The sequence below is a fragment of the Bifidobacterium colobi genome, from assembly GCF_018555455.1.
Taxonomy (GTDB): Bacteria; Actinomycetota; Actinomycetes; order Actinomycetales; family Bifidobacteriaceae; genus Bifidobacterium; species Bifidobacterium colobi.
In genome coordinates this window covers 133,730-157,530 of record NZ_JAFEJU010000002.1, presented here as the reverse complement: position 1 = coordinate 157,530, position 23,801 = coordinate 133,730, and the positions used below count along the sequence as shown (strand labels likewise).

The following is a 23,801-nucleotide window of genomic DNA, read 5'->3' as shown; positions in this document are numbered from 1 at the left end:
AGGCCTCCCCAGGCTCCCCTTTGTCAGGGGAGCTGTCAGCCACAGCTGACTGAGGGGTAGTCACAACCGGGGCAGGCCTCTTTACGTTGTTTAATTCACGTGGGTAGGTCTGCATACGGCTTGCTGGCCGTATGCGACCCGTGGGATCACTGGTATTCGGGCTCTTCGGCCTTCTGGTCTTCCTTGGCGGCCGCATCAGGGCGGGCACCGATGTTGAAGCCCAGATCGTCGGCGGAGCTCACCGGATCGTCTTCCTCATCCTTCATGTCGATGGCCACGCCTTCGGCGTTGAGCACTTCGACGTTCAGGGACAGGGACTGCATTTCCTTGAGAAGCACCTTGAAGGACTCAGGGATGCCTGCCGGCGGCAGGTTCTCGCCCTTCACGATGGCACCGTAGACGCGCACGCGGCCGTCGACGTCATCGGACTTGGTGGTCATCATCTCGTGCAGCGTGTAAGCGGCACCGTAGGCCTCGAGGGCCCACACCTCCATCTCACCAAAGCGCTGGCCACCGAACTGGGCCTTACCGCCGAGCGGCTGCTGGGTGATCATGGAGTACGGACCGGTGGAGCGGGCGTGGATCTTGTCGTCGACCAGGTGGTGCAGCTTCAGCATGTACATGTAGCCAACGGAGATCTGCTTGGTGTACGGTTCGCCGGTACGGCCGTCGAACAGGGTCGCCTTGCCGTCGGGGCCCACGAGGCGGTCGCCATCGCGGTTCGGCAGCGTGGTGGACAGCAGGCCCTTCAAGACTTCCGGCTTCACACCATCGAACACCGGGGTTGCCACCGGGGTGCCCGGCTCGGCCTTCTCGGCGCCGGACGGAATCAGCTTCTTCCACTCGGCTTCCAGGTTCGGGTCGAGGGAGATGTCCCAACCGGAGTGAGCGATCCAGCCGAGGTGCAGCTCGAGCACCTGACCCAGGTTCATTCGGGAAGGCACACCCAGCGGGTTGAGCATGATGTCGACCGGGGTACCGTCGGCGAGGAACGGCATATCCTCTTCCGGCAGAATGCGGGAGATGCAGCCCTTGTTGCCGTGACGGCCGGAGAGCTTATCGCCCACGGTGATCTTGCGGTGCTGGGCGATGTACACGCGAATCATCTGGTTCACGCCGTTGGGCAGCTCGTCGCCGTCCTCCTCGGCATCCTCACGAGTGATTTCCTTGACGCCGATAACGGTACCGGTCTCGCCGTGGGGCACGCGCAGGGAGGTGTCGCGCACCTCGCGGGACTTCTCACCGAAGATGGCGCGCAGCAGTCGCTCTTCCGGAGTCAGCTCGGTCTCGCCCTTCGGGGTGACCTTACCGACCAGAATGTCGCCGGCTTCGACTTCGGCACCGATGCGGATGATGCCGCGCTCGTCGAGGTTGGCCACAGCGTCCTCGCCGACGTTCGGCAGGTCGCGGGTGATTTCCTCGGCACCGAGCTTGGTTTCGCGGGCGTCGATCTCGTACTCCTCGATGTGGATGGAGGAGAGGGTGTCATCCTGCACGAGGCGCTGGGAGATGATCACAGCATCCTCGTAGTTGTAGCCGTTCCAAGGCATGAAGGCGATGAGCAGGTTCTTACCGAGGGCCAGGTCACCGTTCTGGATGGCCGGGCCGTCAGCCATGACCGAGCCGGCTTCCACACGCTCGCCGTCGTGCACGATCGGGCGCTGGTTGTAGCAGGTGGTCTGGTTGGAGCGCTGGAACTTGGCCAGCTTGTAGGAGCTGGTGGTGCCATCGTCGTTCATCACACGGATCAGATCGGCGGAGACATAGGTCACCACGCCGTCCTTCTCAGCCTTGATCACGTCGCCGGAGTCGTTGGCGGCGCGCCATTCGGAGCCGGTGCCCACCAGCGGGCGCTCGGATTCAATCAGCGGCACGGCCTGACGCTGCATGTTGGTACCCATCAATGCACGGTGGCCCTCATCGTGCTCCAGGAACGGAATCAGGGAAGCACCGAGGGAGACCATCTGACGAGGTGAGACATCCATGTAATCCACGGAGCTCACCGGCACATCGACTGCCTCTTCTTCGCCGACTCGGGCAAGTGCGGACTTCTGCACGAAGTTGCCGTTCTCGTCAAGTTCCTGGTTGGCCTGGGCGATCACGTGGTCAAGATCGCGGTCTGCGGTCATGTACTCGACTTCGTCGGTAACGTGGCCGTTGACGACCTTGCGGTACGGGGTTTCGATGAAACCGAACGGGTTCACGCGGCCGAAGGTTGCCAGGGAGCCGATAAGACCGATGTTCGGGCCTTCAGGAGACTCGATCGGGCACATACGGCCGAAGTGGGACGGGTGCACGTCTCGCACTTCCATGGAGGCGCGGTCGCGGGACAGACCACCGGGACCCAGAGCGGAAAGACGACGCTTGTTCGTCACACCGGAGAGCGGGTTGTTCTGATCCATGAACTGGGAGAGCTGGGAGGTGCCGAAGAACTCCTTGATGGTGGCGTTCACCGGGCGGATGTTGATCAGGGACTGCGGGGTGATAGCCTCGGCATCCTGAGTGGTCATACGCTCACGAACCACACGCTCCATACGGCTCAGGCCGGTACGCAGCTGGTTCTGAATCAGCTCGCCGACCTGACGGATACGACGGTTGCCGAAGTGATCGATATCGTCCACGTCCACGCGCAGGTCGATGTTCTCGCCGTTGCGGGTGCCGGCGAAGGTCTTGGCGCCATCGTGCAGGGCCACCAGGTACTTGATGGTGGCGATGATGTCTTCCTGGTGCAGGGAGCGATCGTTGAAGTCAGCCTCAAGACCGAGCTTGCGGTTGATCTTGTAACGGCCGACGCGGGCCAGATCGTAACGCTTGGTGTTGAAGTAGAAGGAATCCAGCAGGTTCTTGCCGGCTTCCGGGGTCGGGGTGTCGGCCGGGCGGATCTTGCGGTACAGGTCGACCAGAGCCTCGTCCTGGGTCTCCAGGGTCTCGCGCTGCAGGGCGTCGAGCACCAGCGGGCAGTCCTTGAAGGCCTGGGCAATCTCGGGCTTGGTCATGCCGATGGCCATAAGGAACACGATGGCGGACTGCTTACGCTTGCGGTCCACGCGCACCTGCGGCTGATCCCTCTTATCGATTTCGAACTCGAGCCATGCGCCGCGAGACGGGATGATCTTGGCACCGAAGACTTCCTTGTCGGAAGTACGATCCTGCTGACGGTCGAAGTAGACGCCCGGGGAGCGCACAAGCTGGGAGACGATGACTCGCTCGGTACCACCGATGATGAAGGTACCGTGCGGGGTCTGCAGCGGGAAGTCGCCCATGAACACGGTCTGGGACTTGATTTCGCCGGTGTCGCCGTTCTCGAACTCAGCGTTCACGTACAGCGGTGCGGAATAAGTGTAATCCTTCTCCTTGCACTCCTGAACCGTGTGACGCGGCTCCTCGAAGTACGGATCAGAGAAGGTCAGGGACATGGTCTGGGCGAAGTTCTCGATCGGGGAGATCTCGTTGAAGACCTCATCAAGACCGGAGGTGTGAGCCACGGTGTTGGTGCCGTTCTTCTCATCCTCTTCGACGCGCTTCTTCCAGCGCTCGTTGCCGATCAGCCAGTCAAAGCTGTCGGTCTGCACGCCCAGCAGGTAGGGTACATCGATAGGCTCTTTAATGGAGCCGAAGTTCACGCGGTCCGACGCCTTGTGCAGGTCAATGTCATGCTGGTCGGCGCGTGCGATGATGGTAGTGGTGTTCGTCGTAGCTTCAGTAGCCAATGGACGTTCCTTATCGCTCGCTAAATGGTAATTCCCCTGGGAGCGCCGGCATGGCCACCATATGCCTATGCGGACGCTTCATTGTCGGCGGTATGCCCGCAATATGACACACCTCATGCAAATTACAAAGAATAGCGGTATGCAGCGACAATTTACCCTGAGACTCATACGCCCCGATGCATACACAATTTCCTTCAGCTTTGCTTCGTATTCACCTTGGCATTGCATCGAACACCCATCGTCGCCCGCAGCGAATCAAGCCCCGCCGCCACCAGCCAAAGACTACTCCACCGTGAACGTCAAGGGCTCGCTTTTGACCTTGGGCTCGTCCTTTAACGCAATCTGTGCGGTATAGGTGCCGGGATTGACTTTGGCCCAGCTGGATTCGTCCGTGCATTCGGTCAACGTGGCGTTGTAATCCGTGTTCCACGTCATCTTCTGCGCATCCTTATCGCCCTTAGCCATAAGCAGCATGCGGGAATCCGCGGCGCACACATCGGACTTGTACATCGTTTCCGACCCAGAAGTAATGGTCAGCACACGGTTACCATCCGAACCATCCACCAAGCAGCTGCCTGAACCGTCGTGCACAATCGACGCAGTGAATTCCAAGGATCCACCCACCGGCACAGACTGGGTTTTAGCACTGAGCTCCAGCGTCACATCATTGCTGGAGCAGTTTTTCACATTACTGGTCTTCTTCGGCGTGGGCACGCTTTCACGCGAAAGCGCATAGTAATCATCATGGTGAATCGCCACATTGATGGCACCGACTCCACGAGCAATGCTGTATCCGCAGAACACAATCAGCGCAATCAACAGTGCCAAAATCACACCGACCACAATGCGGCGGCGACGATACATCGCACGCTTTTTCTTACTGAGCTTACGCTTACGTTGCTTTGGCGCGGTCTGGCGGACTCCCCTACCTCCGCTCATGGCCTGACCGGAGCGTCCGGAAGCAGTAGGCCGACTCGCGCCGGAGCCGGCTCGCCTACCAGACCGCACGCCATTCACACCCGAATTGTTCCTCTGCAATGCCATAACATTTCCAGTCTACGGTCGTACTGGCCAACACACACGGCGAACCGCATCATTTTCACCAGAACGTCAGCCTTGCGGACGTCAGCCTTGCGGACATCCGCCCTGCGGACATCAGCCCTGCGGCAGACTGAGCGAACCGTCCTTGGCGATTTCAATCAATCCATCATCATCCAAGCTGGCAACACAGGCGGCAAGCTGCCCGTGATCCTTCCACAGTTGCTCCACTTTGCTGCGCTCCAGCGAAGTTCCTGCCGGCAGCGCGCGCAATGCGGCGAGCACCAGTCCGCGCACCTGCCGATCAGTACCCTGGAATCGCTGACGCGGACGGGTCCTCTTCTCCCCAAGCCCCGGTCTGCCGGCCTTCAAAAAAGCACAGTCATGCGCAATCGGGCAGGCGTCGCACAGCGGATTCTTCGCAGTGCACACCACTGCACCAAGTTCCATCACCGACTGATTCCACGTCACCGAACGCTTCACATCCTTGGGCAACACCCGGTTGGCGAGCGCCCGTTCGGCAGCACTGGCCGCTCCCCCGCGCGATTCGGTTCCCACAAACACGCGACTGAGCACACGGCGAATATTCGTATCGATGACTGCAATGCGCCGCCCGAACGCGAAACTCAGCACGGCGCTGGCCGTATAGTCACCAATACCGGGCAGAGCGGTGAGCGCATCATAGGTTTGCGGCAGCTCATCAGCATATTGACCGGCAACAGCTTGCGCGCATTCCTGCAAACGCAGCGCGCGACGCGGATATCCCAAACGACCCCACGCAGTAATCACCTCAGCCTTAGGAGCATCTGCGAGCGCGCGAGCATCCGGCCAACGTTCCATCCACGACTGCCAATACGGCACCACACGACTCATCTGAGTCTGCTGACTCATCACTTCGCTCACCAGCACACCCCACGGTGTGGTTCTGCCGAACCGCCATGGTAGATCGCGCGCGTTCGCCTCCCACCAAGCACCGAGGCGCAGCGCTACCTCGGCGTTGGCATCAAAGGCATCCTGAGCCTTCACTTCGGTTGCCACGATATCGTTCTCCACATCATCTGGTGTGCGGCCTGCCAAACTTGCCGCCCTGTTGTGCGGCAGGGCACTGCTGTGCACTGTCGTTCATCGTTCTTATTCTTAGCATTTATGACGAACGAGGCAGTGAATAAGGCAGCAGTGAACCCACAGGCTCCCGAAAACATCAGCAATCCCGGCAATCTCACCAATCCTGAAGCCAAAGTCGAGAAGATGTTCGAATACGGTTATCGCAAATCGAATTATGGCCCGGACGAACTGGTGACCGACGCGCACGGCAATCCCATCTCCGTGGTGGATGCGATGCTCTCCGCCGAGAAAGCCGCGGAAGCGGAAACCATGACGCCGCACCTGTGCTACTACTCCCCGCGCATTCCCGGCAATACCGGTTCGGCCATTCGACTGTGCGCGGTGACCGGCACGATCCTGCACCTGGTGGAGCCGCTCGGCTTCAATCTGCGCGACACCAAGCTTCGCCGCGCCGGCTTGGATTACCATGACATGGCACATGTGGTGCTCCACCCGAACTTCGACAATCTCGTGGAATCGATGCCGAACTCGCGCATCATCGCATTCACCGCACACGCCACCAAACTGTATACGGAAATCGAATATCGTCCGACCGATATTCTGCTCTTCGGCCCCGAGCCCGGCGACATTCCCGATCCGATGGACATTATGGCCGGTCCGCACGTGGCCGAACAGGTTCGTTTGCCGATGCGCCCGTCGCTGCGCTCCCTAAACCTCACCAATTGCGCATCGATTGCCATTTATGAGGCTTGGCGCCAGCTGAATTTCGCCGGCGGGCGCTGATTCAACTGTCAATTCAGCCATCAGCCCAGCCACCGGTAGACGCAAGACGCTCTATCTGCGTTACAGGGGGTTGATTTCACATCTGCCAGAGGTCTATCTGCTTTACAAGGGGTTGTTGAATGCCGAAAGCCTGAGTAGAAGTGTTGAAACTTCAACCTTCATACTCAGGCTTTCTTCGTATAGGAACCCCTTGTAACGCAGATAGATGTCACGCTAACCGGAAATCAACCCCTTGTAAGCGAGATAGCGGGAAATAGCAGCAGCATCTCATGCGAAATCAGTTCTTGAAGCTGTGAATCGGGGCGGGGATGCGACCGCCGCGGGTCACGAACGACTCACACGAGGTCTGATTCACCGGCATAATCGGCGCATAGCCCATAAGACCACCGAAATTGGCCATCTCGCCCACGCCCTTGCCGACCACCGGGATGACGCGCACGGCCGTGGTCTTCTGGTTCACCATGCCGATGGCGGCTTCGTCGGCGATCAGGCCGGAAATAGTGGCCGCCGAGGTATCGCCCGGAATGGCGATCATGTCGAGACCCACCGAGCACACGCAGGTCATGGCCTCAAGCTTTTCGATGGTCAGGCATCCAGAAGATGCCGCGTCAATCATGTTCTTGTCTTCGGAAACCGGAATGAACGCACCAGACAGGCCACCCACATACGAGGACGCCATAATGCCGCCCTTCTTGACCTGATCGTTCAGCATGGCAAGTGCCGCAGTGGTGCCGGGCGCACCAACCTGTTCGAGACCGATCTTCTCCAGCACTTCGCCCACCGAATCGCCCACAGCCGGGGTCGGTGCCAGTGAAAGATCGATGATGCCGAACGGCACGCCAAGTCGGCGCGAAGCCTCCTGCGCCACCAGCTGACCCACGCGCGTAATCTTGAACGCCGTGCGCTTGATGGTTTCGCACAGGAATTCGAAATCCTTGCCTTTGGCCGCATCGAGCGCACGAGAGACCACGCCCGGACCGGAAACGCCCACGTTAATCACGGCATCGCCCTCGGTCACACCGTGGAAGCCGCCCGCCATGAACGGATTGTCGTCCGGAACATTGCAGAATGCCACGAATTTCACGCAGCCATAGGAGTCATTGTCCGCCGTGCGCTCGGCGATGTCCTTGATGATATGGCCGAGCAGTTCCACCGCGTTCATGTCAATGCCGGTTTTCGTGGATCCCACGTTCACCGATGAGCATACGATGTCCGTCTCGGAGAGGGCTTGCGGCAGTGAGCGAATCAGCAGTTCCTCGGCTGGGGTCATGGCCTTGGAAACCAGTGCCGAATAACCGCCAATCAGATCGACACCGACTTCTTTGGCTGCTTTATCCAACGCGTGCGCGATTTGGACGAAATCTTCCGAAGTCTTGCAGCAGCTCGCCCCGACCAAGGCAATTGGCGTCACGGTGATGCGCTTGTTGACGATCGGAATGCCGTAGTCGCTTTCGATGGCTTGGCCGGTAGCGACCAAATCCTTGGCATACGTGGTGATTTTGCGGTAGATGTTATCGCAGGTCCGCGGCACGCTGTCCGTGGCGCAATCAAGCAGGGAGATGCCCATGGTGATGGTGCGCACATCGAGCTTTTCCTGCTCAATCATCTGATTGGTCTCGTGGACCTCCATGATATTCAACATGGTGTTTCCTTACATAAGCTCATGTCGTAGTCGCCTCAGTATGCAATAAGGCTGGCTGCGTCGTTCGAAAGTCCACCGGACTTTCCTCATTCTCGCGAGGTGAGCCGCCAAGCAGCTCGTCTCAGATTCGATGCATCTTGGTGAAGATCTCTTCGCGCTGGCAGCGGATGCGCACGCCGATATCGTCGCCAAGGTCCTCCAGATTGCCCACCATGGCGCTGAATTCCTTGTCTGCCTTGGAATAGTCCACGATCATCATCATGTTGAAGAAACCGTCGATGATGGTCTGTGAAATATCGAGCACGTTGACGTGATGGTTGGAAAGGTAGGTGCAGACTCGTGCGATGATGCCGACGGTATCTCGGCCTACGACGGTGATGATGGCCTTGTTCATGGCGCTCCCTGATTGAAGACTGATCACTGATCGGAAATGAACTTGCGAACATATTCGAACATATGAGAAACGGGTGCTCCCCAGTATAGAGGAACACCCGTTACGCCTCATCATTCATCTCACTGGCGCGAGGCGATGTTGAGGGTTGCGCAGTTCAGGGTTGCGCAACTCAGGGTTGCGCAGCTCAGGCGGCCAGCTTCTCAATATCCACATGCACCGGTACCAGCTTCGGCTCTTCCTTGCGCTCCTTGAGCAGGAATGAGCATGCGAAGACAACGACCACCAGCGCCAAACCGAACAGGTATCCGTAACGAGAACCGTTCACAAATCCTTGGGCAGGGTTCTCGCCGCCGACCGCAGCATAATTCGTCTGACCGAGGCCAAGCAGGCAGGTGGCCACAGCGGTGGCGATGGCACCGCACACCTGCTGCATGGTGTTCATGATTGTGCTGCCGTCCGCAGCCATCTGTCCAGGCAGCGACTTCAGTGCCGCGGACTGCGAGGACTGCTGGATGAACGGAATGCCGATCATCACAATGATGTGTGCGGCAAGGAACAGAATAATCGGCGTCGAAACACCGATGGAGTAGAACAATGCGCCGCCGATAATGGTCAGCGCAGAACCGGCCCAGACCAGCTTCTTCGCGCCATAACGGTCGAACATGCGACCTGCGGCAAACGTGCACAACGCATTGATCACTCCGCCGGGCAGCATCAGCAGACCGGCAACGGTGGAGCTCAAGCCCATGCCGCGCTGCAACTCCTGCGGTACCAAGTACATGAATGCCAGCGTGCAGGAGAAGGAGCAGCTAATCATAATGGCCGGCGTGCGGAACGCCGCAATGCCCAGGGCGCGCAGGTCAAGCAATGGATCGGTGATGTGCAGCTGACGGTAAGCATAGAACGCCAGCACCAGCACACCAATCACCAGCAAGCCGATGACCATCGGACTGAAGCCCATGTCGCTGATCAGGCTCACGCCGGCGACGAGGCAGCCGAAGCCAATGGCCGAAGCGATGATGGACAGCACATCAACATTCGGTCGGGTGCGTTCGATGGGTGTGACGAAGAACAGAGCTGTGCATACGATGGCAACGACAGCGACGATGGCGAACAGCGCGAAAATCGCACGCCATGAAAGCGCTCCGATAAGTGCACCTGCGATGGTCGGGCCGATAACCGGAGCGAACATGATGACCAATCCGGCTACACCATTGGCTGCGCCGATCTTGTGCAGCGGGAACACGCGCATGATGGCGGCGTACATGGTGGGCAGCACGATGCCGGTGCTGATGCCCTGCATGATGCGCCCCGCCAACAGTACCGGGAAGTTCGGGGCGATGGTGCAGATCACGGCACCGATCAGGAAGCAAACCAGAGCGAACAGTACCAAGGTCTTGGCCTTGATCCACTTGAGCATGAAGCCGACGCACGGCAGCACCACGCCAATAGCCAGCATGTAGCCGACGACCATCCATTGTGCGACACCTGATGAAATGCCGAAATCATTCATCAGATCAGGCAGGGTGATGTTCATGGATGTTTCCGAAAGCATGCCTAGGAACACGCTGATGTACAGGCCAAGCATGACTCGGTGCGGGTGTTCGAAGTGCTGCGGCTTGCCCGGCACGAATGCGGAATCGTCTAGTTGGGTATTACGAATGGTTGCCTTGTTGGTGACTGTTTGGTTGACGCTTGCTGCGTTTGCGGTTGTCTGTTTCTCGGACAACGGAATCCTCTTCCATCTTGTACCTTTGCTGCCGCTGTGCGTGCTCGTCCGGCATGCGCTCGCGCACTGCGGCTATGCGCGGATGAATGCGCGAGCTCACAGTGTGCGACTTCATTGGCGAGCGCCGACAACCCCTAACGTCCGGGTCACAATCGGCAACAAAAAATCGCATGCCATCCGGCAAGTAATACACCAGATGGCATGCGATTATTCAAAACAAGAGGTCACCGTAGTACGATTTTTGATTTTTCGTAAGTACGGCCGCGCGTGTCGCGGGGCGAATCACGCTTCGCGCGACGCCGAAGGCGCGGCAACTGCAGCCAGAGCGCGAGGCGCGTGGAAGCCTTGCTTTTCGAATTCGTCGGCGATGGTCTGAGCCACTTCGTGGCTGCGGCCCTTGTCTACCAGAGCGATGATGGAACCACCGAAGCCGCCGCCGGTCATGCGAGCGCCGTATGCGCCGTTGTGGCGGGCCACATCCACCGCCACATCGAGCTCGGGCACGGTGACCTCGTAATCCGCGGCCAGTGAATCATGGGAAGCGTTGAACAGGCGGCCGGCGGCCTCGATGTCACCCTTGGCGAAGGCGTGCACGAAGGAACGCACGCGTTCGATTTCGGTGACTACGTGACGCACGCGCTTCTTCATGGTTTCGTCCGGCAGAGCGTCGAGCGTTTCCTTCAGTGCCTGGAACGGGTCATCGGCCTTGGCGATGCCGTCGGCCGTAACGCGCAGGTTGGCCACACCGAGAATCTTGGCGGCTTCCTCGCAAGTGGCGCGGCGCTGTGCGTACTGGCCGTCGTTCAACTGATGCGGTGCCTGAGTATCCACCACGAGCAGTTCGAGACCGTACTTGTCGAGGTCGAATTCCTGCTGGGAGACGTTCTCCAGCGGAGTCAGTTCCGGGCGGCAGTCAAGCAGCAGCGCGTGACCGGCGGTGCAGCGCATGGAAGCGTTCTGGTCGAGGCCGCCGGTGGAGGCACCGGCCATCTCGTTTTCGGACTTGATGGCAGCGTTAATCAGGGTCACGCGGCCAGCATCGGAATCGCCATAGCCGAGACCGTACACATCATCCAAAGCCAGAGCAGTGGAGCAAGTCATGGCAGCAGAGGAGCTCAAGCCAGAGCCCAGCGGCACACAGGAGACGAAAGCAGCGTCGAAGCCCTGCACCTTGCTGAAGCCGGCTTCACGCAGCGCCCAAGCCACACCGGTCGGGTAGGCGGACCAGCCGTCCACGCCACGGGCCTTGAGACCATCCAGATCAGCTTCGGCAACCTTGTCCGGAGCCACGTCGGAAACCACGCGCACCTTGGTGTCGTTGCGTGGGGACAGCGCGATGAACGTGCGGTGCGGCAAAGCGATGGGCAGGCACAGGCCAGCGTTGTAATCAGTGTGCTCGCCGATCAGGTTTACGCGGCCCGGAGCAGCCCAGACGCCTTCCGGCTCAACGCCATAAGTCTTGGAGAACAGGGCCTTGGCCTGCTCCACACCATCCTCATGGGAGATTGGTTCGATGAATTCAACAGCAGTCATTGGTGTTATTTCTTTCTTGCAATTCAGTCATTATCGTCTCCCTAGCAGGGGAGGCGCCGGCTGCAAGCAGACTGAGGGAGAGACCACAACTTCACAGTGTCTCTCCCCCGTCTCGCTTCGCGAGCCAGCTCCCTCGTTAAAAGGAGCTTATGAAGGCATCAGTCGGAGATGTCCACGTCGCCGAGCTCGTGGAAGCGCTTGGCGATGAGTTCCGGCGTGGTGTCGGAAATCCATGCGGCCATGCCGGATTCCGAGCCCGCCAGGTACTTGATCTTGTTGGCTGCACGGCGGAAGGAGAAGAACTGCAGGTTCAGACGGTAGTTCTCGCGGCGTGGATCGTGGATCGGAGCCTGATGCCATGCGGAGATGTACGGCAGGTCCATGCCCTTGCCATCACCCTTGTCGAAGAACGCGTTGCCGCGCTTGAGCAGATGCGAGTACATGGACGCCAGATCCCAGCGTTCCTGATCGTTGAGCTGGTCGAGGGTCAGGACGTCGCGCACCGGAGCCACATGCACCTCGAGAGGCCAGCGGGCTGCGGCCGGCACGTAAGCCACCCAGCTGTGGTTGCGCATCACGATGCGTTCACCGGCCTCGAGCTCGGCGTTCATGATGTCCTTGAGCAGGTTGCCGCCAGTCTTCTCGTGGTAGGCCTCGGTGTGCTTAAGTTCCTTCTCCATCTTCGGGGCGATGAACGGGTAGCAGTAGACCTGGCCGTGCGGATGAGCCAAGGAGACGCCAATCTCGGCACCATGGTTCTCGAACGGGAAGATCTGCTCAATGCCTTCCATCTTGGAGATTTCGGCAGTGCGGAAGGCCCATGCCTCAACCACCGTGCGCAGACGGGAAACCGGCAGATCGGCCGGCAGACCATCCTCATTCGGGTCGAAGCAGATTACTTCGCAGCGGCCGGCGGCGGGCTTCTGCTCCCACAGCGGGTTGCCGTCCACGAACTTTACGGAATCATCCTCGCCGGGCACGCGCACCATCGAGGGGAAACGGTTTTCGAACACCACCACGTTGTAATCGGTGTCCGGAACCTCACCATCCTGATACGGGTCACCGGGCTTGCGGGCGGCCAGCGGGTTGCCCTTGGCGGTGGCACCGGGGCCTGCGGTAATCGGGCGGTTCATACGGGCGGTGGCCATCGGAATCCAGTCACCGGTCAGCGGATCGCGGCGCATCTGCGGGGCAGCGTACGGCACTTCGTTGCCGTCAGCATCCAGATGCGGGGCGAAGCGATAGTCCAGCGGACGCGGATCCTTGAGCTCACGGGTCTTTTCACCAGACACATAAGCCGGATCATCATCCAGGTAGAAGAAGTCACGTCCATCGGCCAGCTTGGTTGGCGTGATGCGGATGTGCTCCTTCGCGTATTCACCCGGTTCGTAGTTGGCAAACTCTGCCATCTTCACTCACTTTCCTCATTGGTCTCGCTCTGGTGGGCCAGCACGAGTTCCTTAACCAAATCCTTTGTTTTGGCGGCGGAGTCGGGATCGAGACCGTCGTCGGTGATGACCGTGTCCACCTGGTCAAAGCGCGCGAACAGCGACAACGACGTGCAGCTCCACTTGGTGTGATCGGTCAAAACTATGGTGCGATCGGCAATGTCCATCATTGCCATATCGGTTGCGGCTTCCAGCGAGTTCGGCATCAGGAAGCCACGGGGAATCGATACCGAATGGGTGCCCAGGAATACGGTGTTCACACGCAGCGATGCGACAACTTTGTCGGCAATCGGCCCGACCAGAGAATTCGAGCGCGTGATCACGCCACCGGTGACGATGACCTCCACATCCTTGGATTCCAAAGCCTGCACCAGTTCGGCCACGGGAATCGAGTTGGTGAGAATGGTGATGCCACTGGACTGCTGAGATTCCAGCAAGTGCTGCGCGAACACGTAGGCCGTGGTGCCGCCGCCGATGGCGATCACATCTCCGGGGGCTACGTATTTGACCGCCTCTTGGGCAATGGCATCTTTTAAGCCAATGTCCATTTGAGACTTCACAGAGAACAGGGGCTCGCTCAACAAAGTGCTGGTGGTCACGGCACCGCCATGAACACGCTTCAACAGACCCTTATCGGCCAGCTCAGCGATATCACGACGGATAGTCATCGCCGAAACTCCCAGCTCCTTGGATAGCGCGGTGATACGCACCGCACCGCGAGTGCGCAACCTGCTCAAGATGAGGTGCTGACGTTGTGACGAAATCATATGAACATTATCGCACACAAAAGCTCATAAACAAAACCGTGTTGAGCGTTTTTCAGCCAATGTTTGCGTTCGCTTCCACACAAAACACCAAATTATCGCATTCTTTCCAAAACACTCCTCCTCAAACGCGCAAAACCGAACACATGGTGCCGCGCAGCAGTTCTTTGATGTCTTCGCCCATACCGCAACGTACCCCTGTCGCGGTGTACCCTTCTCTCGACGCTTCACAATCACCACCACCGTGACGTACCCCCACCGTGACGTACCCCTACCGCGGCGCTCCACAATCACCACCTATCACGGTGTACCCCTACCGTGGCGCTTCACAATTACCACCCACCGTGATGCTCACCGCAATCCCCTATACTGCGGCACCCCATCACCACCCGCATCCCGAATCGCCACAACTCAGCGCGGTAAATTCTCGAGATTTTCCCCAACTTCGAGAAATCACCGCGCTGAGACAGTGTCAGTGCGGTAAATTCTCGGGGAATGGGTTCATTTCGAGAAATTACCGCGCTTAGAGCCGCTCAGCGCGGTGAATTCTCGAAATCAAGGTTTTCTACGAGAAATTACCGCGCCGCAAGTATGCACGACCCGCCATAGCTACTATCAAGTAGATTCACGCCCGCCACGACAGCCGCCAACAGTATTCTCCGCCCCACCGCGACAGCCGCCAACAGTATTCACGCCCACCGTCACAGCCGCCAACGGTGATTCACCGCCCTTATCACAGCCACTACCAATAGCGTTCACGACCTAACACGGACTACGACAACTGTATTCCGTCCTATCACAGCAACCTCAGCGGCATACATGCCCCAACACGGACGTCATCAGCATTATTCACGACCCTCAGTAGCTATGCACCCCACCACGACCACCACCAACGGTGTTCACAACCCCGCAGCTGCCATCAGTATCGCAAAGCATAACGTAAAGCATACCGTGAAACATATCGTGAAACATCCAATAATCCATTATTGCAGTGAGTCAAATCAACAATTGCCGCTAGCTCCATCACCATATGCGTGAGAGAATAGGCGTTATGACTTTTGTTTGCGATAGCTTCTGGCACGACGCCGTCAACAAAGCAACCACCGATTTGTTCACTTTCGGGTATAAGCACATCATCAAACCGAATTTCGTGTTCAATCATCGTCCTGACGAGGCCCACGATCAGATGATTGAATTCTGCCATGTGGTGCGCAATATTCCACCGCTGCTACTCGCCGAACGCACCATGCTCGACTACACCGACCCGATTCTGGAAACCAATGTGATGGGTATCGACTTCTCCAACCCGTTCGGCTTGTCCGCCGGTCTCGACAAGAACTGCGATATGCCCGTGGTGCTCGACAACGCCGGTTTCGGCTTTGAAACCGTGGGCTCCACCACCGCACGTCCTTGCCCGGGCAATCCGAAGCCATGGTTCCACCGTCTGCCCGAATACGATTCGATGATGGTGCATGTGGGACTCGCCAACATCGGCTCGGACAAAGTCATCGAACGTGCGGAAAAGGCCTGGACGCAGGCACGCCAGATGCAAATCTCCGTTTCCATTGCCCGCACTAACGATGATCTGTGCGGTGATTTGAATGAGGGCATCGAGGATTACTGCACCTCCATGCGACGCGCCGCAGGCCGTACCGCCATGGTGGAAGTGAACGTCTCCTGCCCGAACACGCATGTGGGAGAACCATTCACAGCTTCCCCAGAAGCACTCGATAAACTCTTCACCGCACTGGATACAATCGACCGCCCGCAACCCACATTGGTCAAGATGCCACTCAACAAGCCGTGGGCGGAATACCGAGAGCTGCTCGACGTTCTGGCCGACCATAATGTACAGGGGCTTTCCATTGCCAACCTGCAGAAGGACCGCACCGGTCTTGAAATCCCGCGCGATTGGGAAGGCGGCCTGTCTGGCGGCCCGTGCACTAAGGCCAGCAACGCATTGGTACGTAAGGTGTATCAGGAGTACGGCGACCGCTTCGTGATTGCCGGCATCGGCGGCATCTTTACGCCCGAGCAGGCATACGAACGTATTCGTTCCGGCGCAAGCCTTGTGATGTTCATCAGCTCGCTGATGTACCGCGGCCCGCAACAGATTACCGTATTGAAGCGCGGCTTGGCGAAACTGCTACGCCGCGACGGATTCGAACACGTCGCCGATGCCGTCGGCGTGGATGTGCGGTAGCCTATCCGTCAAAACGAAGGGTGTTAGTGACAGATTCTGGAAACTCTGTCACTAACACCCTTCTGAATACGCGTCAACGCCGCTTGTCAGCTGCACAATCAGTACGCGCCGCGAATATACTGCGGCTGATACGGCGCCTCGGTGGCCGGAACACCGAGCTTATTGGCTGCGCGCAGCGGCCAATATGGATCGCGCAGCGCGGCACGACCGATTTCCACGGCATCCGCCTCACCACGGGCCACAATCTTATTAGCCTGCTTAGGCTTGGTGATCAGTCCCACGGCAGTGGTGGGCACTTCAGCCTTCAGACGCACCTGTTCAGAGAACGGCACCTGGTAGTTGGCCTTAATCGGAATCGAAACGCCAGCCATGATGCCGCCGGTGGAAACATCCACCAGATCGACGCCATGTTCCTTGAGCATCTTGGCAACCACAATGGTCTGATCCAAATCCCACCCGCCGGCGGCCCAATCAGTAGCGGAAATACGCACCAGCACAGGCATGCCCTCAGGGATTGTGGCGCGAACCGCGTCCACCACTTCCAACAGGAATCGGGCACGGCCTTCCAAATCGCCGCCGTATTCATCCGTGCGTTCGTTGCACAGCGGATCGAGGAACTCGGAGATCAGGTATCCGTGCGCCGCGTGAATCTCGATGGCCTGGAATCCTGCGGCCACAGCACGGCCTGCGGCTGCAGCGAACGCGCCCACAATGCCGTGAATTTCATCAACGGAAAGCTCTCGCGGCTTGTTGAGACCTCCGAATTCGATTGCGGAGGGTGCCACCGTAGGCCATCCGCCAGCCTCTTGCGGCACGCTCTGGCCCTCATATCCCACAGCAAAGCAACCAGTGGAAGCCTTACGGCCAGCATGATTGAGCTGCACAGCCGGCACTGCACCGGCATTGCGAATGCCATCCACAATCCAACGCCATGCATCAATCTGACCGTCTTCCCACAAGCCCACATCGCACGGCGAAATGCGGCCTTCCGGGGTCACTGCAGTAGCTTCGGCAATGATCAGACCGAATCCGCCGAATGCGCGAGAAACGTAATGCTGATAATGGAATGGCGTAGGTTTGCCGTCGCGAGCAAATGCCGAATAGGTGCACATTGGCGGCAGCCAAATGCGATTACGGACGGTCACGTCGCGCAAACCCATCGGCGTAAACAGTCCGATGCGTTCTTTCTTGTTCTTGGAATCTTTTGCCACGTTGGCACCTTTCTTGGATGGATTTGTCTTACGATTACGGCTTTTGCCTGCCTTGCCAGCTTTACCGGATTTGCCAGCTTTACCTTCACCGACAGCACGAGTCTCGTCAGGCTGTCCGGATGCGGCCAAAGTCACTGCCTTGAGTTCCGGCACATCAAAACCCGAAAAATCGAAATTACTATGAGTGAGCTCGTCGCCGCCCATGCATCCCCCTCTGATAGCCGGCTGCATACCAGCGTACGTTACCGGCTGCAATAGTGATATGTTCCTCGCACCATTGTAAAACGGGCGTCGCCTCATTGAGGTAACGCCCGTTCATTCTGTAGTGCGATGATGCGCCAACGTTGATAACCGTTGGGCATCATGCGCGGCAATCATTATCCGATTGCCTGCCCTGCACTGTCACTGGCCAGTGCCGGTGCCCTGCTGGGTAGCAGTACCCTGCTGCTGCGTGGTGCCTTGCTGCGTAGTCGTGCCCTGGCTATTGGTGGTACCGTTCGTCGTACTCGAACGGGAACTGTAAGAGCGTCCACCAATACCCAGTGTGGTGCCGCTGGCCGAATACTTGGCCACAGCCTGACCGTAGTTGTTATCGATCGGCAGCTGCTTCTTATCCGCGTACTGCTGCAGGAAGCTCTTCGCGGCAGGAGAAGCAATACTGGAACCATCCCAGTAGCTGTTGTACACGCCGTTGATGCGGATGTTGGAAATACGATGCGTGTACGGATTCTGGGCATCGCCGACCGATACGAATGTCGCGACCTGGTTCGGGATGAAGGAACCCGCGGAAACGGCCAAATCCTCACTCGTACCGGTCTTGCCGAAGGACTTGCGTCCACCGGCAAGCTGGAGAGAACCACCTGCACCATCCGCTCTCACCACACCTTGGTTCAACGTGTAAGCCAAGGTTTGGATGATGTCCGGATCGACCGCCTGATGGCAGTTGGCGGACGGCACCTTCAGCTCCTCACCATCACCATTCGTGACCTTCTTAATGGCGATGGGGTTGCACTGCACACCATTGGAGGCGTACACGGCAAAGATGGAAGCCATGGTCAGCGGGGAGACATTCACCGAACCAATCATCATGGATGGGGTAAATGAGGAGGTCTTATCAATAGTTTCGCCGGTTCGTGCATCATGATAGCCAACTTCGGTTGCCGTATCTGCCACCTTGCACAACTTCATGATGGTACCCATCGAAGCCTGCGTGGTGTTGTGGGAGCGGACCAGACCCAAGAACGGGCTTTCCGGATTCACTGTAGAGCTGAAAGCGTTAGTGACGTTCCATGTATCGGTGCCACCAGAGTAGCGATCGCAGGCAAAGTCCGTAGTCGCATATCTCGTGGAAGTCTGCAGATTATCGTTGATGGAATGTCCTGATTCCATCCATGCAATGAGGTTAATCGGCTTGAAGGAGGAGCCGATAGTCCAACCGGAACCGCCACCGTCGGCCAAATCGACCGCATAATTCTGGCTGGACTTGGTCGCATCATTTGCAGCCTCTGGCGTTGCATCATAGTAACGGTTCAAACCAAAGCCAAGGATTTCTCCAGTACCAGGCTTGACTGCGGCCATTGCCAATTCCATGCCACTGGGATCATCCGGCGGAATGGTGCTGCGTGCAGTGTTCATCATAATTGAGTTGGCATCCAAATCCAGCGTGGTGACGATCTTCAAACCGCCTTCTTGCAGCAGCTTGTAGCGGTCAGCACGAGTCTTGCCGAATTCCTCGGAATTCTGGATGCGGTGCACCACATAATCGCAGAAGTATGCGTAGTCGCCGGTGTCCTGGCAGCCCACGTTCACCTGCTGCACCTTCAGCGTGTCCTTCAGCGGAATGGCTTTGTCTTTCTTGGCGTCGGCCTGAGAGATGTAGCCTTCCTGGGCCATCAGATCAAGCACGATGTTGCGCTGTTCTTCGCTGGCCTTCTGATTCTCCTCAATCAGCGGATCGAACTTGGTCGGGTTCTTGGTGATTGCCGCAATCGTAGCCGCCTGAATCGGAGTCAACTCGGAGGCAGAGATGCTGAAGTAGCGCTGGGCAGCGGTTTCCACACCGTACAGATTGCTGCCGAACTGAGCGATGTTCAGGTAGCCCTGCAAGATCTCAGCCTTGGAGTATTTCTTTTCCATCTGCACGGCAATCAGCATCTCTCGAATCTTACGAGCGATGGTATCTTCCGTGGCATGGTACTGGGCGATGGAATCATCGTTCTCAATAGCCTGCATCAGCAGTACGTTCTTCACATACTGCTGAGTCAGCGAGGAACCGCCCTGCTGGGAGCCGCGGATAAGGTACGTCTGCACGAAGGCGCGCATCACGCCCTGCACATCGACACCAGCATGGCTCCAGAAACGACGATCCTCACGCGCCACCACAGCCTGCTGCATGGCTTTGGAAATCTTCTTCAGCGGCACCACAATACGGTTCTGGTTGTAGAACGTTGCGATAACCGTGGTGCCATCGGAGGCGTACATCGTGGACTTCTGCGGCAGATTAGTCACGTCGAAGTCAACATTCTCCACCTTCAACGAAGGGATGACGGCCTTGGCGACCTTGTTGGTGCCAATCACACCGGGCACGAACAAGACGCTGGCCACCACGCCGCCGGATACGGCGAGCATGATGTAGGCCAGTAGGAGAACAAGCACGCGACGAACTGTCAAGGACTTCTTTTTGGGCATGCGCCCCATTCTAAATGCCCCGGCGTACCAATCCCACACGCAGTCCAGAACACAAGTCAATCATCACAAGAACCGCACTAGCGTAAGGTTTGCTGAATAGAACCCGAACGCCGAGCAGTTGCGGCTCAACAGCAACAAACCAAGCCGCGACGATTCAGCAGTAACAATCCAGCCGCAACAGCTCAGCGGCGCGAACGTCTGATCAGCATACCCGGCTGGAAGATGATGATGGAGCGACCATCTCGCGCAATCCAGCCACGGTTCGAGAAGTCCATCAGCGCCTTGTTCACGGTTTCGCGGCTGGACCCCACCAACTGCGCCAGCTCCTCCTGCGTCAGATCGTGAGGCACTTTCAGCCCCTGCTCCACAGGCTCACCGAAGCGCGAACCCAAGTTCAGCAATGTTTTGGCCAGACGTGCCGGCACATCCATGAACACCAAATCGGAGATGCGCTCGTTGTTGGCGCGTTGACGGTTAGCCATCACCTGCAACATGTCGATAGCCACACGCGGATGCTCGTCGAGCCACGAGAACAGCGCGTCGTGTTCGAGCCACACCACACGAGTGCCGTGGCTCATGGCCACTGCGGACGCGGTGCGCGGACCGCCATGCGGGTCGAATACCGGAATCTCGCCTAGCACTTCGCCAGGTCCGTGGATGGACAGCAACTGCACGCGGTCATCCGCGGAAGTGCGTATGAGTTTGACTCGCCCGCGCTCCAGCAGATACATGCGATGATCGGTATCGCCTTCGGAGAAAATGAAGTCGCCTTTATCGAACACCGCGCGCTTCAGATGTGGAATCAGTTCCTCTGCCTCGTCGGGAGACACCTGCTTGAACAGCGCAGTTTGCAGCAGGATGTTCTCTTCGTCGGAAAACATGTTAGGAGTTTCCACACTCATCGCACCGTCCTTATGCTCATAGCCGTCGTCGTCCACTCGTCATATTGTAACGCGCCTCACACTAGTCTTCAGGAATTGTTCATGAGAACGTTCACATCATTGACGTGCCTCATCAGCATAGTCGGTCAGATAATCACGGAGAAACCATCGCATCAGATGCGACACGATTTGCTCTCGGCTTAATCCGGTCTGACTTTTCAATGGATCGACGCGCTTGACCGCCGATTTCACCGCCTTATCAGCGAGCTTCTCCCGGCTGGTGTTGAGCACCTGGGTCATCTTCGTCGCATCGATGTCATAGGCCATGGTCACATGGTGCAGCACCGCTCCCCCATGCACGCCGGCCGCCCGACTGGATGAGCCAGCATCGGCAACCTGGCCGAGGCGATCCACATGACTTATCGGGAATCGACGTTGGGCCGCTCCCCCGATTTTGCCGTATTGCGAAGCGAGATCGTTGAGTCCGGCGAAGTGCACATCCAAGCCAAGTCTGCGCAGCGCATCAATCAGCCACCAATCGCACAAACGATAGGATTCCTCAATGCTCATGCCCTGCACAAAATCCAGCGGCGCATACAGGGAATAGGTGATGGTATTGCCCGGTTCGATGAACATCGTACCACCGCCTGTACAACGGCGAACCACGTGGAATCCCAAGCGCTCAGCTACGTCCAGGTTCACTTCATCCGCAGCGGATTGGAATCGGCCAATCACTACAGCCGGGGCCGCCCATTCCCATATGCGCAGTGTGGGCCGGCGCGTGCCTGCAGCGACCTCGCGCGCCCAGGCTTCGTCAATCCTCATCTGTTCTTCAGGCATACGCGGATGGTCATGGAACATGACAAGACTGTGCTCGAGCTGCTTCCAGCGCTCGGCATAGTCGGCATCTGCGTCCGCATGGCTCAAATGGCTCAGATGGCTCGCAGAACTTGGGTTCTGTTGCCGGCTTGGTTGCGATAGGTGAGCCGCGCGGCTTTGCGATGGATTGGTATCGCGCGCCAGTGCAGCTGCGGCAGTAATCGCGCGGGCGAATGCAGTGGCGATGGCTGCCGCATCGGTGCCGATGAGTCGGCAATCCGGATGGTCATCGATTACTGACTGTATCGATGATTGCACTGATGACTGTACCGATGACTGTACCGACTGTACCGACTGTACCGATGACTGTACCGACTGTCCGGCCATCAGCGCCTGCGCTAAGGCCTGAAGATACTGCGTGGATGCTGCATCGTCAGCAGATTCGATGAAGAAATCACCGTCGATTTGGCAGGATTGTATGGTGCCGCCGGCATCACAGATTATGTTCACCGCCACCAATTTGCCGCCTGGTGTCTTACACTCCCCACGTCTTGTTTTCGCTGCGTCCACTCTCCCACCATAACAAACGCGCCATTGCGTTCACGTGCCCATATCCTCTTTGACTGTAGGATTTTGACTGTAGGATTTTGAACATCAACTGTCGGAAATTCAACACTGACTGTCGGAAATTACACAAAAACTGTAGGTTTTTCAACGGAAAACGTTCAAAAACCTACAGTCAGTGTTCAAAAACCTTCAGTCAAGGCGTGGAGATGTCCCCACGTATGTCACATGCGGGCCAGAATGTCCTTGCCGACCTGGTCGGTGGTGCGAACCGTGGAGCCGAGCTCCTCGATATCCGCCTCGACGGCCTTGTGGATCTTCTTGGCCGCATCGTCGAAACCGAGATGCTCAAGCAGCATGGCGGCGGAAAGGATTGCGGCGGTCGGGTTGGCCTTGTTCTGACCGGCGATATCCGGTGCCGAACCGTGAATCGGCTCGAACATGGACGGGTATTCGTCGGAGGCGTTGATGCAGCCGGAAGCGGAGTAGCCCACGCCGCCAACCACGGCACCAGCCTCGTCGGTGATGATGTCGCCGAAGAGGTTGTCGGTCAGAATCACATCGAAGCGAGACGGATCGGACACCAGGAAGATGGTGGTGGCGTCGATGTGCAGGTAGTCGTGGGAAACCTCAGGGTATTCCTCGGCAACCTTGTCCACAATGCGCTGCCACATGTCGCCAGCGTTGACAAGCACGTTCTTCTTATGGACCAGCGTCACATGCTTCTTGCGCTTCATGGCGAGCTTGAACGCGTAACGCACCACACGCTCCACACCATAGGCGGTGTTGATGGACACCTCGGTGGCCACCTCGTTCGGAGTGCCACGACGCACCGCGCCGCCGGCACCGCAGTAAAGGCCTTCAGTGCCTTCGCGCACCACTACGAAATCGATGTCGCCCGGGTTGGCGAGCGGCGAGGTGACGCCCTTGTACAGCTTGGAGGGACGCAGGTTCACATACTGGTCGAGATCAAAACGCAGCTTCAGGAGCAGGCCGCGCTCCAAAATGCCTGCCTTGATGCGCGGGTCGCCCACAGCGCCCAGCAAAATAGCGTCGTTGGCCTTGATGCGCTCCTCCTCGTCTTCGGGAAGGATTGCACCGTCGCGCAGATAACGCTCGGCACCCAAGTCGAACTGTTCGTACTCGAAGTCAGCAACACCTTCAGCGGCCTTTTCCAAAGCCTTCTGCGCCCACGGGGTGACTTCCTTGCCAATACCGTCTCCGGGGATGACGGCGATCTTATATGTCTTTGCCATGCAACGGGAGCCTACTCGCGTGCCCACGTGCCGGTTATCTTCCGCTCAGCACGTGGACACCATATGGACAGGT

16 protein-coding genes are annotated in these 23,801 nt (G+C 58.1%); 2 read left to right on the top strand and 14 right to left on the bottom strand.

The features are described from left to right. Positions 1-146: 146 nt before the first annotated feature. The 3 genes from rpoB to JS530_RS02995 all read right to left on the bottom strand — a co-directional run bounded on the left by rpoB (position 147) and on the right by JS530_RS02995 (position 5,825). Complete coding sequence (gene rpoB / locus JS530_RS03005; protein ID WP_214375740.1) at positions 147-3,710, bottom strand: DNA-directed RNA polymerase subunit beta; 3,564 nt, start codon at positions 3,708-3,710, stop codon at positions 147-149. Between the two features lie 282 nt (positions 3,711-3,992). After that, positions 3,993-4,754 (bottom strand): hypothetical protein, encoded by a 762-nt coding sequence (locus JS530_RS03000; protein WP_214375739.1) that lies wholly within the window; start codon positions 4,752-4,754, stop codon positions 3,993-3,995. A 111-nt stretch (positions 4,755-4,865) separates the two neighbouring features. After that, positions 4,866-5,825: an HhH-GPD family protein gene (locus JS530_RS02995; RefSeq protein ID WP_217625429.1), complete on the bottom strand. Its 960-nt coding sequence runs from the start codon at positions 5,823-5,825 to the stop codon at positions 4,866-4,868. A 171-nt stretch (positions 5,826-5,996) separates the two neighbouring features. On the opposite strand from JS530_RS02995, the gene JS530_RS02990 reads away from it, so the two are divergent. After that, complete coding sequence (locus tag JS530_RS02990) at positions 5,997-6,596, top strand: tRNA (cytidine(34)-2'-O)-methyltransferase (RefSeq protein WP_240541089.1); 600 nt, start codon at positions 5,997-5,999, stop codon at positions 6,594-6,596. A 277-nt stretch (positions 6,597-6,873) separates the two neighbouring features. Here the strand turns inward: JS530_RS02990 and JS530_RS02985 are convergent, their stop codons facing one another. The 6 genes from JS530_RS02985 to JS530_RS02960 form a co-directional block, all read right to left on the bottom strand. Then, on the bottom strand, positions 6,874-8,238 hold the full coding sequence (locus JS530_RS02985; RefSeq protein WP_214375738.1) for a PFL family protein: 1,365 nt from the start codon (positions 8,236-8,238) through the stop codon (positions 6,874-6,876). Positions 8,239-8,359: 121 nt separating this feature from the next. Continuing rightward, positions 8,360-8,632, bottom strand: coding sequence for an ACT domain-containing protein (locus tag JS530_RS02980; protein ID WP_214375737.1), 273 nt, complete (start codon positions 8,630-8,632; stop codon positions 8,360-8,362). 184 nt (positions 8,633-8,816) lie between these two features. Next, positions 8,817-10,295 carry a DHA2 family efflux MFS transporter permease subunit gene (locus tag JS530_RS02975; RefSeq protein ID WP_342590054.1) on the bottom strand — a complete coding sequence of 493 codons (1,479 nt, stop codon included), beginning with the start codon at positions 10,293-10,295 and terminating at the stop codon, positions 8,817-8,819. A gap of 348 nt (positions 10,296-10,643) precedes the next feature. Further along, positions 10,644-11,894: a galactokinase gene (galK, locus tag JS530_RS02970; protein ID WP_214375736.1), complete on the bottom strand. Its 1,251-nt coding sequence runs from the start codon at positions 11,892-11,894 to the stop codon at positions 10,644-10,646. 158 nt (positions 11,895-12,052) lie between these two features. Then, a complete protein-coding gene (galT, locus tag JS530_RS02965) occupies positions 12,053-13,303 on the bottom strand; it encodes a galactose-1-phosphate uridylyltransferase (RefSeq protein ID WP_033891310.1) in 1,251 nt (416 codons plus the stop codon). A gap of 2 nt (positions 13,304-13,305) precedes the next feature. Next, the gene (locus JS530_RS02960; protein WP_033891309.1) at positions 13,306-14,109 is read right to left on the bottom strand and encodes a DeoR/GlpR family DNA-binding transcription regulator; all 804 of its coding nucleotides are present in this window, start codon (positions 14,107-14,109) and stop codon (positions 13,306-13,308) included. Between the two features lie 1,048 nt (positions 14,110-15,157). On the opposite strand from JS530_RS02960, the gene JS530_RS02955 reads away from it, so the two are divergent. Further along, entirely contained in the window at positions 15,158-16,309 is a 1,152-nt protein-coding gene (locus tag JS530_RS02955) for a quinone-dependent dihydroorotate dehydrogenase (RefSeq protein WP_214375735.1), read from the top strand. 98 nt (positions 16,310-16,407) lie between these two features. Here JS530_RS02955 and JS530_RS02950 read toward each other — a convergent pair whose 3' ends face one another. From JS530_RS02950 to JS530_RS02930, 5 genes are all read right to left on the bottom strand, one after another. Then, positions 16,408-17,724: an NADH:flavin oxidoreductase/NADH oxidase gene (locus JS530_RS02950; RefSeq protein WP_214375734.1), complete on the bottom strand. Its 1,317-nt coding sequence runs from the start codon at positions 17,722-17,724 to the stop codon at positions 16,408-16,410. 198 nt (positions 17,725-17,922) lie between these two features. Next, positions 17,923-20,217 carry a transglycosylase domain-containing protein gene (locus JS530_RS02945; protein ID WP_214375733.1) on the bottom strand — a complete coding sequence of 765 codons (2,295 nt, stop codon included), beginning with the start codon at positions 20,215-20,217 and terminating at the stop codon, positions 17,923-17,925. A gap of 173 nt (positions 20,218-20,390) precedes the next feature. Further along, complete coding sequence (locus JS530_RS02940) at positions 20,391-21,110, bottom strand: Crp/Fnr family transcriptional regulator (protein WP_214375732.1); 720 nt, start codon at positions 21,108-21,110, stop codon at positions 20,391-20,393. Between the two features lie 96 nt (positions 21,111-21,206). Further along, complete coding sequence (locus JS530_RS02935) at positions 21,207-22,424, bottom strand: lipoate--protein ligase family protein (protein WP_342590048.1); 1,218 nt, start codon at positions 22,422-22,424, stop codon at positions 21,207-21,209. A 272-nt stretch (positions 22,425-22,696) separates the two neighbouring features. Then, on the bottom strand, positions 22,697-23,728 hold the full coding sequence (locus JS530_RS02930) for a 3-isopropylmalate dehydrogenase (protein ID WP_214375730.1): 1,032 nt from the start codon (positions 23,726-23,728) through the stop codon (positions 22,697-22,699). Between the last annotated feature and the right edge of the window lie 73 nt (positions 23,729-23,801).